The sequence below is a fragment of the Xanthomonas sp. 3058 genome, assembly GCF_014199765.1.
GTDB classification, from domain to species: domain Bacteria; phylum Pseudomonadota; class Gammaproteobacteria; order Xanthomonadales; family Xanthomonadaceae; genus Xanthomonas; species Xanthomonas campestris_B.
Window position 1 is genome coordinate 182,311 of sequence record NZ_JACHOF010000001.1, and the last position, 14,883, is coordinate 197,193.

General features: G+C 64.8%; 18 protein-coding genes. 1 reads left to right on the forward strand and 17 read right to left on the reverse strand.

Annotation, left to right across the window (positions count from 1 at the left end):
• Nucleotides 1–3: 3 nt before the first annotated feature.
• From GGR61_RS00865 to GGR61_RS00930, 14 genes are all read right to left on the reverse strand, one after another.
• Nucleotides 4–336, reverse strand: coding sequence for a phage tail protein (locus GGR61_RS00865; protein ID WP_184620146.1), 333 nt, complete (start codon nucleotides 334–336; stop codon nucleotides 4–6).
• The gene (locus GGR61_RS00870) at nucleotides 336–3,779 is read right to left on the reverse strand and encodes a phage tail tape measure protein (RefSeq protein ID WP_184620147.1); all 3,444 of its coding nucleotides are present in this window, start codon (nucleotides 3,777–3,779) and stop codon (nucleotides 336–338) included. The genes GGR61_RS00865 and GGR61_RS00870 overlap by 1 nt, the downstream gene beginning before the upstream one ends.
• 3 nt (nucleotides 3,780–3,782) lie before the next feature.
• On the reverse strand, nucleotides 3,783–4,097 hold the full coding sequence (locus GGR61_RS00875) for a hypothetical protein (RefSeq protein WP_184620148.1): 315 nt from the start codon (nucleotides 4,095–4,097) through the stop codon (nucleotides 3,783–3,785).
• Between the two features lie 28 nt (nucleotides 4,098–4,125).
• Entirely contained in the window at nucleotides 4,126–4,518 is a 393-nt protein-coding gene (locus GGR61_RS00880; RefSeq protein ID WP_184620149.1) for a hypothetical protein, read from the reverse strand.
• A gap of 97 nt (nucleotides 4,519–4,615) precedes the next feature.
• Nucleotides 4,616–5,083, reverse strand: coding sequence for a hypothetical protein (locus GGR61_RS00885; protein ID WP_184620150.1), 468 nt, complete (start codon nucleotides 5,081–5,083; stop codon nucleotides 4,616–4,618).
• A gap of 74 nt (nucleotides 5,084–5,157) precedes the next feature.
• Nucleotides 5,158–5,556, reverse strand: coding sequence for a phage tail terminator-like protein (locus GGR61_RS00890; protein WP_184620151.1), 399 nt, complete (start codon nucleotides 5,554–5,556; stop codon nucleotides 5,158–5,160).
• Nucleotides 5,553–6,017 carry a hypothetical protein gene (locus tag GGR61_RS00895; RefSeq protein WP_326520602.1) on the reverse strand — a complete coding sequence of 155 codons (465 nt, stop codon included), beginning with the start codon at nucleotides 6,015–6,017 and terminating at the stop codon, nucleotides 5,553–5,555. The genes GGR61_RS00890 and GGR61_RS00895 overlap by 4 nt, the downstream gene beginning before the upstream one ends.
• Nucleotides 5,998–7,095 (reverse strand): phage minor head protein, encoded by a 1,098-nt coding sequence (locus GGR61_RS00900; RefSeq protein ID WP_184620152.1) that lies wholly within the window; start codon nucleotides 7,093–7,095, stop codon nucleotides 5,998–6,000. Before GGR61_RS00900 ends, GGR61_RS00895 begins: the two co-directional genes overlap by 20 nt.
• On the reverse strand, nucleotides 7,095–7,451 hold the full coding sequence (locus GGR61_RS00905) for a hypothetical protein (RefSeq protein ID WP_184620153.1): 357 nt from the start codon (nucleotides 7,449–7,451) through the stop codon (nucleotides 7,095–7,097). Before GGR61_RS00905 ends, GGR61_RS00900 begins: the two co-directional genes overlap by 1 nt.
• Entirely contained in the window at nucleotides 7,448–7,960 is a 513-nt protein-coding gene (locus GGR61_RS00910; RefSeq protein WP_184620154.1) for a DnaT-like ssDNA-binding protein, read from the reverse strand. Before GGR61_RS00910 ends, GGR61_RS00905 begins: the two co-directional genes overlap by 4 nt.
• A 2-nt stretch (nucleotides 7,961–7,962) precedes the next feature.
• Entirely contained in the window at nucleotides 7,963–8,493 is a 531-nt protein-coding gene (locus tag GGR61_RS00915; RefSeq protein ID WP_184620155.1) for a hypothetical protein, read from the reverse strand.
• 48 nt (nucleotides 8,494–8,541) lie between these two features.
• Complete coding sequence (locus GGR61_RS00920) at nucleotides 8,542–9,471, reverse strand: major capsid family protein (RefSeq protein ID WP_260286780.1); 930 nt, start codon at nucleotides 9,469–9,471, stop codon at nucleotides 8,542–8,544.
• A gap of 13 nt (nucleotides 9,472–9,484) precedes the next feature.
• Nucleotides 9,485–9,925: a DUF2190 family protein gene (locus GGR61_RS00925; protein WP_184620156.1), complete on the reverse strand. Its 441-nt coding sequence runs from the start codon at nucleotides 9,923–9,925 to the stop codon at nucleotides 9,485–9,487.
• A 3-nt stretch (nucleotides 9,926–9,928) separates the two neighbouring features.
• A complete protein-coding gene (locus GGR61_RS00930; protein WP_184620157.1) occupies nucleotides 9,929–11,023 on the reverse strand; it encodes a DUF2213 domain-containing protein in 1,095 nt (364 codons plus the stop codon).
• 76 nt (nucleotides 11,024–11,099) lie between these two features.
• Between GGR61_RS00930 and GGR61_RS00935 the strand changes: the two genes are divergently transcribed.
• Nucleotides 11,100–11,450: a hypothetical protein gene (locus GGR61_RS00935; protein WP_184620158.1), complete on the forward strand. Its 351-nt coding sequence runs from the start codon at nucleotides 11,100–11,102 to the stop codon at nucleotides 11,448–11,450.
• Nucleotides 11,451–11,453: 3 nt separating this feature from the next.
• On the opposite strand, the gene GGR61_RS00940 is transcribed toward GGR61_RS00935, so the two are convergent.
• Genes GGR61_RS00940 through GGR61_RS00950 form a run of 3 tightly spaced genes read right to left on the reverse strand, consistent with a single transcriptional unit; the run spans nucleotide 11,454 to nucleotide 14,807 of the window.
• A complete protein-coding gene (locus GGR61_RS00940; protein ID WP_184620159.1) occupies nucleotides 11,454–12,830 on the reverse strand; it encodes a phage portal protein in 1,377 nt (458 codons plus the stop codon).
• Nucleotides 12,830–14,398: a phage terminase large subunit gene (gene terL, locus GGR61_RS00945; protein ID WP_260286782.1), complete on the reverse strand. Its 1,569-nt coding sequence runs from the start codon at nucleotides 14,396–14,398 to the stop codon at nucleotides 12,830–12,832. Before terL ends, GGR61_RS00940 begins: the two co-directional genes overlap by 1 nt.
• Nucleotides 14,313–14,807, reverse strand: a complete 495-nt coding sequence (locus tag GGR61_RS00950; RefSeq protein ID WP_184620160.1) for a terminase small subunit — start codon at nucleotides 14,805–14,807, stop codon at nucleotides 14,313–14,315. The genes terL and GGR61_RS00950 overlap by 86 nt, the downstream gene beginning before the upstream one ends.
• Nucleotides 14,808–14,883: the final 76 nt, after the last annotated feature.

Sequence of the window (14,883 nt, forward strand, 5' to 3'; positions counted from 1 at the left end):
CCTTTAGGGCTGGAATTTCTGTTCGAAGGTTGCGCTGATGGAAAGCATTGCGCCGCCCTCCCCTCGGTCGCTGTATCCGTCGCACTGGTAGTACCCCTGGCCGCCGATCCTTGGCGTCCAGAGGAACGAACGACCGATGTGTGCGTCGATAAACGCGGCGATTTCTTTCATTCGCGATTCGGTACCGGTGAATGTCACCTGGTACGCACGCGAGATGGCATTGATGCCGTCCGCGCTGGCCTGGCTGTACCCGTCGCCGAATGCCGCCCGCCTGACCACACCGGCTGCGGTGCCGCTGCTCTGCGACGTGGGCTTCCATGGAAAGACATCTGCCATCAGCGCGCTCCCGTCAGCAGGCCGCCCGGCCGCATCTGTTGCACCAGCACCCGCTTCACCTCTGGCTCAATCAACTTCGCGAGTGCGCGGCCCATTGCGTTGTCATCGCCGGCGGTAGCCGACGTGCTGCTACTACCGTCGCTCTGGATCACGGTGTTGATGCTCACGTTTACGGTTGGAGTGGCAGAGCCGCCGCCGTTGCCTGATTGCAGCTGGTGCATCGGCACCACCGTGCCGTCGTTGCCGGGAATCAGGTAGCTGCGCCCACGCCGATCGTTGAAGATCTCCGGGCGATCGAACTCGCCCACCTCGTACATCGACGAGTTGGAGACGTTGCCACCGCCGGCGCGACCGCCGCCGTAGCTCGCCCAGCTACTGCCGGTGAAGCTGTCGACGTTGTTGCCGAAGTTGAGGTTGCTGCCCGCCCCGGCGCTGGTGCCAGACCATGCACCACCGGCCGCCGCACCAGCGAACGATCCAACGATGGAACCGATGGCGCCGACGATGGCCTGCCTCGCAGCAATGCGTGCCAGATCCGCCAGGATCGACTTGGTCAGATCAGAGAACGACAGCTTCCCCGTCTGCACGAAGCGGACGAATGCATCTTCCGCCGCGCTGAGGCCGTTGGATAGGGTCGATGCAGCCATCTCCGAGGCATTGGCTGCAGAGAACGCGTAGTCGGCCCAGACGTGTCGTGCACCGGTTCTCCAGTCACCCAGCATCGCCATCCGCTGTTGCTGGTAGTTGCGTTCAATCCCCAACGAATTGTTGAGGCTTGTCGCAAGCCTCAAGGTGTCGTCGTCGTACTGCGTCTTTCGCACCTGCAGCGCTTCATCGGTGAGCGTTTTCCTGTCGCTGTTGTACGCCTTGTCGAGCTTCTCCTGCTCGCGCAGGTACTCCCTTTGGATGTCCAACTGGCGTTGCAGCACTTGCGTCGCATCGGTACCTCGGCCCAATCCCATCAGATCGATGTCAGCCTGTTGCTGCCGCTGATCTTCCAACTGCGCCAGGCGCTCGGTTAGCGCAATGCTCGCCTGCATGCCTCGTTGGCGCTGGACCTCAGCCTGAGCTTGCGCATCAGTCGTTGCCAGCTGCGGGATCATCGCCTGCAGCAGCTGCTTGCTCGCCGCCGTCATCGTGTTGGTCTTGTCGGCAAGTAACTGCCGCGCCTGGATTACCATCCGATCGCTTGCCGACACCTTGTCGCCGCTCTCGGCCAGCTGCTGGTTGGCGGTGATCTGCCGCTGCACGCTGGCGATGAAGCTCTGCGCCGCGTTGTCGTCCGTGTTCGCCTTGCCGACGCCTTCCCGCTGGTTGAACTGCTTGTCGATCTGCGCGTTGGATTGCGCGATGAGGCGTTGCATGGAGCCGTCGGACAACCGCGAATCAGGGTTCCCCTTCGCGTCGCGCGCGCCTTCCAGCTTGTTGTAAAGCTCGATGATCTTGTTGCGCGCGGCGAGCTTTGCGGACTCCCGGTCGAGGCCGGCCAGTCGAGCAGTTAAAGCTTCTGATGCGGCCTTGGCGGCCGCGTCCTGCTCTTCGTACGCCTTCGCCATTTCTGCGATGGCTTGCTTGGAATCTGGCGAGACCTCGAAGACCGGCATAGGTAATCCACTGCTTCCACCAGCCGAACGCAGGAAGTCTTTGGCGAGTGCATTGGTCAGCGTCGCGGCTGAGGAGATCCAGTCCTTGGGGATCAGTGACGCAAGGTTGCCGGTGTTTCCAGCTACCGATCTCATCGCGTCGCCAGGGCTGAAATTGGAGGCCTGCTTCTGCTTCTTGATGACGTCATCAAGCAAGCTGGCGTATGTCTGCACCTCTCCCCATGCACCCGAAACCTCATCCTTGACGTCGCGCCACCACTTCACCAATCCCGGCATTGCGGCATCGGCCTGGTTCGCTACGTTGATCGATCGTTCGTAGTACAGCTGCAGGGCCTCCGCCACTGCCTGTTGCTCCTGCCCCTCGTCACGCAGCGTGATGATCCGCTTCAGCTGCGCGGCGTTGAGGAAGCCCTCTTGATTGTTGAGCGCCACCAGTGCATTCACAGGATCACGCGCGATGCGCTGGAACGCCTCAACCGTCTTGCTGCTGGCCTGCCCAGTGGACGCCTCCATGCGCGCGGCCGCCTCGGCGACCATCAGGAACTGCTTGCCGGCGAACTGGCCGGAAGCTGCCACCGAATTGAGCGCATCCACCGCGCCGCCGCGCGTCACACCTGTCAGCTTGTCCAGATCCGACACCAGGCCGCGGAACTGGCTGCCGCTGATGTCCGCATTGCGCCCGGTGAGGATCAGGTTCTTCTGGAAGTCGAACAGCTCGTCCTGGCTCTGCTTCAGGGCCACCGCTAACGCGAGCGCAGCGGCGGCCGACACGGTCAACGGATTGACCATGCCCAGCACGTAGGACGACACGGCCTTTGCTGCCGGGCCGATGCCGCCGAGCTGGTCCTTCAGCTGGCCACCCTGCTGGATCGCCACCATCCAGATCGGCTGGCCGGCCACCACGCTGGTGACGATGTCCGTCATCTGCGCCGGGATCATGCGCATCGCCGCGGCCGTCTGGCGCGCGGTCATGCCGTATTGCTCGGTGGTGTTCTTGGACTTCAGCAGTGCCTGCCGGCTCGCCTCGATCTGCGCCTGGTATTGCTGCATCACCTGCGGCTTGATCAGCCCCAGGTCGCCGGCACGCTCCAGCCGCTCCTCCATCTCGGCCAGTCGATTCAAGCCGGCAACGGTGGGATCGATCTGCGCCAGTAAGCGCTTCAGGTTGATCTCCTGCGCCTGCGCCGCTGCCGCTGCCTCGCGCGCCTGGTTTGCTGTGCGTGCCTCGGCCTCCTGCAACGCACGCGCACGCGCGACCATGCGCTCCTGCTCCGTGCCTGCGCGCGACAGCGCCGCCGCCTGGTGGTCGATGCCGGCAGCAGAATCACGTGCCGCCTCGGCCAGTGCGCGGTCCGACACGTTGGCGCTGCGCTGCGCTTCTGCATAGGCCATGGCCTGCTGCGCGACGCTGCGGTAACGCGCCTCCTGCTCGGCCAGCTGACGCTCCAGCTTCTCCGATGCGCTGGCGGTGGCCGTGGCACCGGCTGCAGCTTCCTTGCCTGCAGCGCTGTAGGCCTGCAAGCCGGCAGCGGTACCGGTCAGCCTGCTCTCCATCGCCACCAGCGCGCTGACGATCTCCGCCTGTGCGCGGTTCATGCCCTGCAGCTCGGCAATGACCGTGCCAGTACCGGCGCCAATACGATCCAGTGCGCCCCCCAAACGGTCGCCCAGCACCACGGCAGAACGGTCGATCGAGCGCGACATCGACTGGAAGTAGCGCTCGAGCCGATCTGCCGACCCACTGGCCTTGTCGGCTGCGGCTGCGTTCTGATCGAGCGCCTTCGTGCTTTCCACCAGGCCACTCGAATCGACCCGAAAGCCAAGTTCGGCGATATCCATTAATCAGCTCCAGGTGTTGCTCGGTTCGGGCGGCCGCTCGCGCGCCGCTGCTTGTTCTTCGCGCACGGCGCGCAGGTAGGCGTCGTCCATCGCCATGAGCATTGCCACCTCATGCGGCACGAGATCGCGGCAGGTCAGCTCCTGCCACGCGCTCAGCTCGGCGTAGGACAGCGCCTCGGGACCGCTGCGACGGCGGCCGGAGAGCAGCCAGAACCATTCCCAGACGTGCGCGGCTTCTTCCGGCATGTCCACGTCCGGCGTCGGCTCCTCGAAGCGCGTATTGCGCGCGCGTCGTGTCTCGCCCTTGGCGTCCGGCATGTCGTACCGGACGGCCAGATAGGTGGCGTCAGCTATCCGCGTCTTCAGCGCTGCGAAAAAACTCCGCGCGGTTGCCCAGCTCCACCTCCAGCTGGTCGCCGATCCACGGCAGCTCCTTCAGCACCTTGCGCACGGATTCGTCGGTGAGCGGCGGCTTGGCACCGTGGAAGGTCAGGTCGCCCAGCCATTCCCAGGCGCCCACAGAGGCGACCAGCATGTCGGTGCGGCCCTGCTCCATCTTGGCGGCGGTGACCTTGCCCTTGCCCTGCAGGCGGTCGTCCAGGGCCTTGCGGCTGGCCGCGCGCACCTTCGGGTGGCTGTCGGGCAGCAGCGTGATGCGCAGGCCCACAGGAACCTCGGTGGCGGGGTGCTTGATGTCGATGGCACGCTCGGCGGCCACGATGGTAGTCAATTCGGTCATAGGTGATCCTTTGCGATCGATCCGGGAGGTGAAGCAGGGAAAGCCGGCCGGATCAGATCCGGCTTGTCAGGCGGCCGCCCTATCCCCTGCTGTTCGATTACGGGGTAACGGGCGCCGGAACCTCGATCGGTTCCTGGTTCAGGGCCAGCGAGTAGACGTGCAGGACGAAGTCCTCATTGCGGCCGCCGGGCGTGCGCGGACCGGCGACCAGGCCGCGCATGTACTCAGTTTCGCCGCTGGGGCGCTCGACCTTGAATGCGTAGGCGCTGGCGACATTCGGCCGGCCTGCAGCGCGCATGGCGATCTGTCCCGGATCCGCCAGATTGCGGGCCATCTCCACTTCGGGATCGCCGGCGTTCGAGATGCCCTTCCCCTTCAAGGCGACAGTGGTGTCCCAGGTGTCGTAGGTGACGATGTTGGTATTCAGGCCGCGCTCGCCGACGCTGCCGACCTTGGCGACCGGTACGTAGGTCAACGCCTTGAACTGGTCCTCCGTCAGGTCGTTGTCCTGCGGCGTGACGCAGATGTAGAGCTTGGAACCGCTGTTGGTTTGTGCCTCAGCCATTGCTGATATCTCCTCGCTTTGGGCATAAAAAAACCCGCCACGGGGCGGGGTTGGGGAACTGCTATGGATGGCTGCTACAGGAAGCCGCGCCACATGATGGTCACCGGATGCATGTGCCGCTCCGGGTCTTGAATGATGGTTGAGGTCCACGGCTTGCGGTACACGCGCACGCCGGCGAAGGTCGTGCCCTTGCCGAATGCCGCGATGATCTGGTCGGTGAGCTGCGTGCCGACCATGATGCCGGCGCCTGGCCGATAGCACGCCGCCAGCTGGCCGAAGCCCTGCATTAGCGACGGCCCGTCGTCCTCCATGCCGTAATTCTGCGTCTGGTTGGGGAACCACTGCAGCTCGAGCCAGGATCCGCTGGTCGGCGGGGTGAAGCCAATGCCAGGATAGGAGCACGGCAGGCCGATACTCGCGGCGAAGGCGCCAACCAGGCCGGCGAAGGCGTCATAGATCGCGGTGTCGCTCATGGGATGCGTGCCTTCACCTTCGCGGTGACCTCGTTGACGATGAAGTCCCAGTTCTGCGCCGCAGCTCGCATGAAGCCCTTGCCGGCCTGCTCGTACTGCCGGCCCAAGCTGTCCTTGCCGCTGAAGCCGTGTTCCATGCGCATTGCATAGGCCGCTGTCCATCCGGCCCACACCGTCTGCCCTAACTCCAGCTTCGAGAACACAAGCGCAGGATCGCCATTCACCGGAGCGGAGTAAGTCGCGCCCTTCTCCGGCGTGGACTTCCCGCTTGGCATGCCGTCTATCGATGCCGCTCGCGAGTTCACCAGGAAGCCGACATCGCGCGGCATTTTCCCGCCTTCGCCCTCCTGCTTACTGGCGTCATCCATCACCTGCTGCGCCGACTCTCGGAAGATGACCTCTTGTCGCATTTTGGCCTTCTCAGTGAAGGCCCTTACCTGGTCACCGAACTTGTTTGCCACGTAACGCCTCCGCAATCATGTCGATCCGGTATTCCTTGGTACAGCGGCAGCCGATGATCTCGTCCGGGCCGGCGCCGAGACTCGTGTCGCCAGGGTGATTGAGCAGCGCACCGCTCGGAGTCTGGAACGGCTCACCGAATGTACGTTTCTGCCCATTGATGGCTTGGTGGCTATGCCGCGTGCGTCTATCTGCTGTCGCTGACCACGTGCCGGTCACGTTATCCGCCGACAACGCGCCCGACTCGATCTGCTGCCGATACGCCTCTTCTCGCCCAGCGCTCATGCTGCCAATCGACTCGGTGCGCGCGATCATCTCGCCACGCAGCTGCAGCAGCCTGTCTGCATAGCGCCCAGCGATCTTGTCAATGTCCGCCTGCGATACCGGCTTGCCGGCGGCGATGGCCCGCTTGACGATCCCGTCCAGGCGCTTGTCGCGACGTTTACGCCCGAAGTACTTCGCCATTTCCTTGGGTTCACCGCTGGACAGCTCGCCGCGCATGCTCTGCACGAACTGGCCTTGCTGCGCTGTCAGCCCCAGCACGCCACCGGTGCGCCGACCTGTGTCACCGACCCGCCCCACGATGTCCAGCGCGCTCTGGCGCGGATTGCGGCCGGCGACCATGCCGCTCTCCAGCACGTTGCGGATCAGCGTGCGCTGGTCGTTGACGATGCCGGTGATGAGGTTGCTGGACTTCTCGCGCAGCCAGGCCTCAGCGGTAGGGTTGCGCAGGTCGAAGCTCGGGCGAAGCGCGGGCGAACGCACGTCCTGCCGTGGCTTGTAGTTGCCGGTGATGATCGGATCCAGGCTGAGCCGCATCTTCGGCATCTCCGACACGCCCTGCTGCCCACCTGCCGCGTAGGCGCTGCGGAGCGCTTCGCCCAAGTCCGCAAAGCGCGGCTCGTCCAGCCCCATGACGGTGAGCACGTCGTCGATCCGCCCGGCCTGCAGCAGATCCGCGATGAGCTGCACGCCGGCCTGACTGGTGACCTCGGATATCGCCTTGAGAAAGGCTCGCGCGATGGCCGGCTCCAGCTTCGCCGCCAGCTGCTCAAGTTGGCGGGAAGTCGTTGCGGCCATCAGCGTCTCGCGTGGAATTCGTAGTGAAGGATCTGCCCGCCCGGTGAAAGCGGCTGCAGGTCAATGAAGCGATACAGCACGCCGCCGAGCAGGATCCGGTCGTCCTTCGTCGGCTCAATGGCGACATCGGTGGAGATCAGCCCCAGCTTGTCCCCCTGCAGCACCAGCGTGGCGTCGCGGTTGGTAAGGCTGTACTCGGTTTCCACCACCTTGCAGTCGTGCCGCGTTGGCAGCCCCTGCTGCGGGTTGTGCGGCGGCCCGGTGACGGCGCCATCGCGCTCCAGCTGTGTGATGTAGCCGAACTCGTCGATCATCTCGACCGCGACGCCTTGCATTTCGTCGTAGAACGCGCTCATACGACAAACACCGCAGGCAACGTGGCTGGCCGGCGAATCAACGGCGTGAGGATCTCGTCAATCACCGAAATGACCGGGCGATTCGGCACCCCGCCATCGGCCGACTTGTCGCTGTACGCAACTTCGATCGGACCGACCTTCTTGCGGATCGCCAGCGCGCTCGCCACGAAGTCCGGCGACAGGCTGCCGGGCCTGGCCAGCTCTCGCAGCGCTGCTTCGTACGCCGCGTGCTCAACCTCGATCGGCACCACATCGGGAGCGATCGGGTTGCCGTCGTAGTCAACTGCGCCGGTGCGGGGCCATTCGTTCGGCTGGCCCCGGCCGTCCGCACGCACGCCGGGGAACATCGACTGCCACCGGCCCGAAAGCAGCAGCACCCGGTACCGGCCGTCGATGTAGTCGGTACCGCGCACCAGGGACGCCGTGCGGGCTTCCTCGCTGCCTGCTGCCCATGCCGTGTTGCCACGGATCAGGTGATAGTCGTCTGCTCCTTCCAGCGTGCCGTACATGGTCAGCTCCCGGTCTTCGACTTCTCGGCGTCGTCCAGCGCGGCCTGCAGCTTGTCCAAGCCCCAGCGCTTGTCGTGCTTGATGCCGCCGGCTTCCAGCTTGGCGATCAGATCGACCTTCTTCTGGTCGTCGGCGACCTTCGCATCAATCACAGCCTGGGCGGCTGCAGCGGCTTCGGCCTTCAGCGCGTCCAGCGATCCACTGATGCGTGCCTCGCGGTCCACCTCGTCCAGCGAGTTCCAGTCTTCCAGCGACAGCGCCGAGGCCTTGAACGCGTGCTGCACCACGTCGTCGCGCGTGACCCTGTCACCGCCTTCGATCAGCAGGATGCTTTCGGGCAGGTTGAACGTGCCGAGCAGGAACGGCGCGGTGTCGTCCTCCGACTCGCTGAGGATGTTCGCGGCGAGCCACGCCTGCACGACAGCGTTCTTCTTGAGGGTCGCCCAGTTCGGCACGGTAGCCGGCGAGCCGGGAATGATCTCGGTGCCGTCCGGCAACGCCAGCGGCGTCTTGTGGTTGTTGCTGATCTTCATTGCATGCTCCGGTGTGGCCCCGCCGATGACGCACGGGGCCGTGTTGGATTAGATCCCGTCTACGTATACGACCTGCTTGGGAAGACGAACGTCCAAGCCGCCCATGCGCATCACGCCCGGCACGTCCCAGCGCAGCGGGCCGCTCTGGTACACCGGCAGGAAGCGGTGCGGCATCGGCATGTGCAGCTTCAGCACGTTCGCGTCGTAGCGGTACGCGATCATGCGGGGCACGCCGCCGACACCTGCAGTGTCCAGGCCGCGCTGGCCGCGTACGGTCAGTGGCTGCCCGGTCTGCACGGTGTAGACGTTGTTCGCCAAGAACCATTGCAGGATGGTCATGTCGCTGTTGTCGCTCATTTTGCGAGTGGCGATGAGCAGGTAGCGCGACCAAGGAAGCAGCAGTCGATCTGCGATCGCTGCGGTGTTCGTGCCATTGAACACATTCAACAGCGACTGGTTCATGTCGCCGACAATCTCGTCGGGAGTGGCGTTGGGCCAGTCGCCAGTGGGTGCCGCTACCGGAGTGACACCTGCCGCGTTGAACAGACCGCTGAACCCTTTGCTGGCATCGCCGAGCAGCGCGACGCGATCGACCATCTCTTCCGATGCACGACGCGCGACGGCGGCGTCCTCGTTGGGCAGGTTGATGCCGAGCAGCTGCGCGCGGCCGATTTCTTCCCAGCCGTAGCCGTAGCCGATACCAGCGGTGTGCACGCCGGTCTGGAACTGCGAGCGGTTGGTGCCGGCCTTCGGGATATCGTCGGCGTTGCCGTTGATCCAGTCGGCCTTGCCGTACTGGTCCTGCGAGTAGTAGGTGACCGACGTTGCGAACTCGCTACCGGACGTATCGACCGGGATCAGGTCGCGGTACTGGATGTCCGGATAGACGGTCCGGTAGACGCCGGGCTCGATGATGGTGGTCTGCGAGACCACGAAGCCCATGACTACCTGGGCATCGAAGAGTGGATGTGCACGCATGTGGCTGGGCTCCTTAGCCGAGACGGACGACGGCCAGCTGGGCTGCCGCGGTGGTGCTGGTGTCCCAGCGGGCGCCGGTGATGGCGGTGTTGTTGGTGGCGACGTTGGTGAACGCGCCGGCCGCGGTGAGGTACACCGGATCGCCAGCGGCGACGGCGACCGAAGCGGTCACCCAGATGTCGCCCTTGGTGATGACGCGCGCCGATGCGCGCTGCGGGAACAGATCCAGGCCCGTGGCCGAGCGATCCAGCAGCGTGATGCCGACGAACTTCAGGTTGGCGCCGCCGAACGTGACGATGCCCTTGTCCGTCGCGCCCTGTGCCACGGCCAGGCCGAACGCGAGGCCCGCGACGTCCTCGACAGTGCGAGAGATGACGGTGGACGGCATCATCGTGGCCTGCATGCCGCGCGTGGCTGCAGGCTGGATGTCCGGGTAGTTGGTTTGCAGTGCCATGACTTAGGCCCCCTGGTTCTTGGTGCGGTAATCGAGGCCGGCGACGGACGCGGCGTAGCCGTTGTCCTGGACGACGGTGCGGTGTGCGGCGCCGTCGCTGAGTGCGCGTGCGACCGGATCGAACGGCTTCACGGCATCGGCGAGGATGTCGAAGCGCGCCTCGATGTAGGCGTCGCCCTTGCCGGCGATCGCGGCGTCGCCGAGCTTGCCGATGACGGCAGCCTTGCGAATGTCCGCATCGCTCTTGCCGCGATAGTCGGCGTCGTGGATCGCCTTGGCCGTGGCCAGCAGGTCGCCACGCGCCTGCACTCGCTCGTCCAGGGCAGCGTCGGTCAGCACTTTGCCCTTCAGGTCGTCGATGGCCGCGTCGCGCTTGGCGATCTCCGCGTCCTTCAGCGCGAGGGCTGCGGTGTGGTCGGTCGCCTGGCGCGCGGCGGTGGCGTTGGAGTCGGAAAGCTGGCGCTGTAGCTTGTCGATGGCCTGGGCGCCGGCGTCGGTGGTCTCGACGGACAGCCCATCGACCAGGACGGTCCGGGTCTTGATGTCAGGCATTGAAGTGTTCCTCTGATGGTTGTCGTCGCCGATACGAAGGTGTTCACCACCGCGCGCCCGGTCGACTAGCGCGAGATGGTTGTTGCGGATGTTTCGTTGCACGGCGTCGTACGGCTCGCCTTCGGGCGTCACGCCATCCTCGAAGACGATCTCGGCGGTGTAGCCCTGCGACAACTCGACCTTGCCGGCCTCCCAGTCGGCGATAGCCGCCTTGTCCATGAGCACAAGCGGCACGCGCACGAACTTGTCGTCGTGCCGCACCTCGTCGCCGGTCTGGCCGACCGCGTATTCCTTCCAGTTGCTGGCATCGACCATCACCGGTGGGTGGTCATTGGTCATGGGCCGGTGCGCGAAGCTGCGCAGCGTGGCGTCGGAGAAGACCTCCTCGGGCGGCCGGTACAGCCGCACGAAAGGCATTTCCGGCTTGCCGACCTCCGATCCCAGGTACTGCTGGATGCCGGTGCGGGCCACCTTTGCATCGGCCACGAGGTAGCCGTCCGCGGTGCGGCGTGGCGCCGACACCGAGACTCGATCGGTTAGAAACATTGGGTACTCCTGATGTATGTAGAGGCCCTGCAGGCCGCGCTACACTTGCCCCGAAGGAAATTTTCCGGGGGAATCTATGCGCCTAATCGCTTTCGTTGCCGCTGCGCTCTGCGCGCCTGTCGTAGGCGCCACCGACCTTCTCTGCGATGGACAGGTTTACATTCCGCCGCGTGATCCAATCTCCCAATCCAGCCTGGCCACCGTCGATTCGAAGTCCGGAACAGTTCGGATCAAGACGCTCAATGGATGGGCTGTCGGCCCTCTCGGTAATGACCCACAGACCTACATGGGGATCTTGGTGACCCCTTCAGGCAAGACTTACTGGTACAACCTTGATCGCTACACGGGCGATGCAATCTGGATGATCCATCCGACATCTGTCGTCGAATTCAAGGGAAAGTGCCAACTTACAAAGCCGATGTTCTAAGGCTCACTGCCCGATCGACATCTGATCCTGCACAGGCACGGCAGCCAGCGCGGCCGCTGCACGCTCATCCTCGTCCTGATCCTCCTGCCAGTCCGGGTTCGCCTTGGTGAAGTCGTCCATTGCCGATTCCAGGCCAGGCGCTACGCCCGCCTCGGTCAGCATGTTCACCGCCACCTCGGCTAGCACCTCGTCGGGAATGAGCTTGGTGTCGGCGAGGGTCTTGATCGTGTCGGCCGTGGTCTTGCCGTTGGTGGCGCGCTCGGTGTCGCTGGTCTGCCACAAGCTCCGCCAGCTGTAGAACACGTCCTTCGGTCGGCTGCCGAGCGCCGAGTAGATCAGGCACTCATCCAGCACCGACATGGCCGGCGTGTAGATGAGCTCCTGGCCTGACTTGATGCGGTCGTAGTAGTTCCGGATGTCGTTGTCACCGGTGCTGTTCAAACCACCGGGTGACTGGCCCAGCAGACGCGTGAGCGGGATATCCGCCGCGCCCGACACCTGCTGCAGGAACGCGAGCATCACATCGACCAGTCCATTGAAGGACGCCGACTTCTGCGTGTACGTCTCCTCCCCATCCAGCACCAGCATGCCGTTGATGCCCTTGGCCATCGCCGCGAGCTGCAGGCGCTGGAGCAGCTGCGCCTCATACACAGGGTCGTCCGCCAGCTGCGACATGAGGTTCGGGATGTTCAGCACATCGACCTTCGCCTCGAATACCAGGCTGGCGATGTTGGCGCTCGTGCCGTCCGCCTGTTTTACCGCGTCGCTGATCGCCATCAGGACCGAGTCGCCCCAGCCGTCACCGTGATCGATATCCGGATCCGGCCGATGGGCACCGTGCAGGATGACCAGCCGCGAGGGATGAATCTCGACCTGGCCGGCTCGTGCCGAGGTGAGCGTGTAGAACGCCGGCCGGCCGAAGCTGGGCGACTCGGCGTCACGATCCAGCTCGCCTGCGGTCAGGATGCGCTTGGTCAACACGTTGAGGTGCTTGACGCCCTCCTTCCTCACTCGCGTCGGGTCCAGCGGCTTGCTGACATCCGAGTCGCCGGTACCGATGTAGATCGCAGCGCCACCGAACAACCGCGCCTTGATGTGCGCCTCCAGCAGCTTCACCTGCAGGCCAAGGCGCTTCTCCTCCGCCTCGAGGGCGCTGATCTGAGTCTGATCGGCGTTCCACGTCCGCCAGTTGCGGCAGCCGTCGAGCGCAGGGATGTCGATGATCTTTCGAGCGAGCCACGTGCCACGGTAGGCGTTGCTGGCATCAATGTCGCTCAGCGGAGCGAGCGCGTAGTGGCTGTGCAGCGCCTTATCGCGTCCTGTGCCCAAGTTGGCCACGAGATTGACCAGCCCGTCTTTGAGTTGTGCGAGCTTGCCCATCAGAGTGCGTTTCCAAGGTTGTAGGTGCTGCCTGTGACCAGCTCAGCGAATGCGCCAGAGAGCGCGTCCACCTGGTCATCGTGTTTGGCGTTGGGGAACTCGGCGATCTCGTCGAGGAAAGCGGCCACCCACGGGCCATTCACCAACTTGATGTTCCCGGCCTCGGCCTGCGCCTCCACCGGTGTTGCGCGGACCTCCTTCGATCCGGACTCGATCGCGGCCTTGATATCCCAGCCGGCCAGCAGCTTGATCTGGTGCGCCGCATTGGACTTGCCGGCGGCGCCAGGATCCTGCGGGATGCGTACCTTGATCGTCCTGCCGTCCTGCCGCGCGGTGTTCGTCAGCATCCGCTCCACGCCGGCGGGCGACACCTGGTCGCGCACCACGTCGAGCACGTAGTAGATGCCGCCCGTCTCGCCCAGCAGCAGGCCGACCGTGTAGTCGGGATCGCTGCTGGTCTTCTCCTTCGGATCCGTCGCGGCGAAGTCCCACCGCCGAACCTTGCGTGCCGTCGAGATGGCCGGTGCCGCTTCCACGACCTCGAACCAATCCCGCTTGAACGAGCCACCATCGCGTGGCGTTGGCCGCTGCTGGTACTGGCCGGCATACGCATAGGTGCCCTTCGCACGCTTGAGCCGTTCGATCTCGGCGCGGGGGAAGCGCTCCGGGAACAGCAGCTCGCCCTCCTGGGTGCGCGGATCCTCGAAGAACAGCTTGCCGTCGACGTAGGTGCGGCAAGCGCCGCCGGTCTTCTTCCCGTCCTTGTCGGTCCGCTCTTCCTCGAACTCCATCGGGAGATTGAGGTGGACGAAGCCCAGATCCAGCTCCATCGCCACCGCTGCAATGTCCCGCTGGTGCAGGCGCTGCATGATGATGACCATGGCCGACGACGTGATGTCGTTGAGGCGGTCGGTGATGCCCTCGCGGAAGATGCGGACGGCGGTCTTGCGCTCGGCGTCGCTCTCGGCGGTTTCTGTCGAGTGCGGATCGTCGACCTTGACCCGGTCGCCGCGTCCGCCCGTCATCGAGCTGAAGGGTCTGGCCTCACTGAAGCCGTTGCCGGTGTTCTCGAACTTGCCCTTGGCGTTCTGGTCGCCTCGCAGCTTCAGCGGCCAGGCGGCCTGATATTGAGCACTATCGATGAGGCGGCGCAGCTTGATGTTGTCGCGCAGGACATTCGGCTGGCTGTAGGAGGTGGCCAGCGTCTGCAGATCAGGGCGACCGCGTGGCCCCCATTCCCAGGCCGTCCAGAACACCAGCACCAGCGACTTCATCATGCCCGGCGGCACGGTGATCAGCAGGAACTGGATGCGACCCTCTGTGACCGCCTCCAGGTGCAGGCACATCGCCCGCAGTGCCCAGCCGATCTTGAGCGGCCGGGTCGGTTCAAGCACGTGCCAGTGCTCGCGAATGAATCCCTCCAGCGACTGCGACCGCGCCCGGATGCCTTCGACATCCTCAGCGATGCGCAGGCGCTCCCGCTCAGCTTCCCGCCTCAACCTCTCCGCTCGGATCTCCGCCAGCGACGGCAAGCGGACCGAGGATCGATTCAAGGCGATCGAGCTCATCGTCTGACAGTTTGCTCAGGTCATAGGTGCCGATGGCACCGGAATGGCGGTGGCGCTCGACGGCCAGGCCGTACAGCTTTGCCTTGCCCATGGTGGCGGCGACCATCGCGGACGCCTGCTTCTCTCCCTGGGCAATGCCCCGGGCTTCCTCCAGCTCTGCAGCCAGGGAATGCACGGTCACGGCTGCCTGCTGGGCGACCTTGGCCTGCGCCTTCTGGATGGCAGCGGCGATGTCGGGTTTGGTCAGGTTCTCCGACCCGACACTCCTGGCGGTCTTCTCGCTGTACCCGGCGCGGATGGCCGCTTGGGTTGCGTTCTGGTCCTTCAGGTACTCGACCACGAAGCGCTGCTGCTTCTGGGTCAGCCCGGGCGCTGCGCGCGCCTTGGGCTTGGGTTTCTTCTTGGGCATGGTTTGGCTCCCCGGGTGGGGCCGAAAGTTGGTGGCGGAAAACCCGGAGTGGAAACCCCGGAAGTGTGCGGCCAGT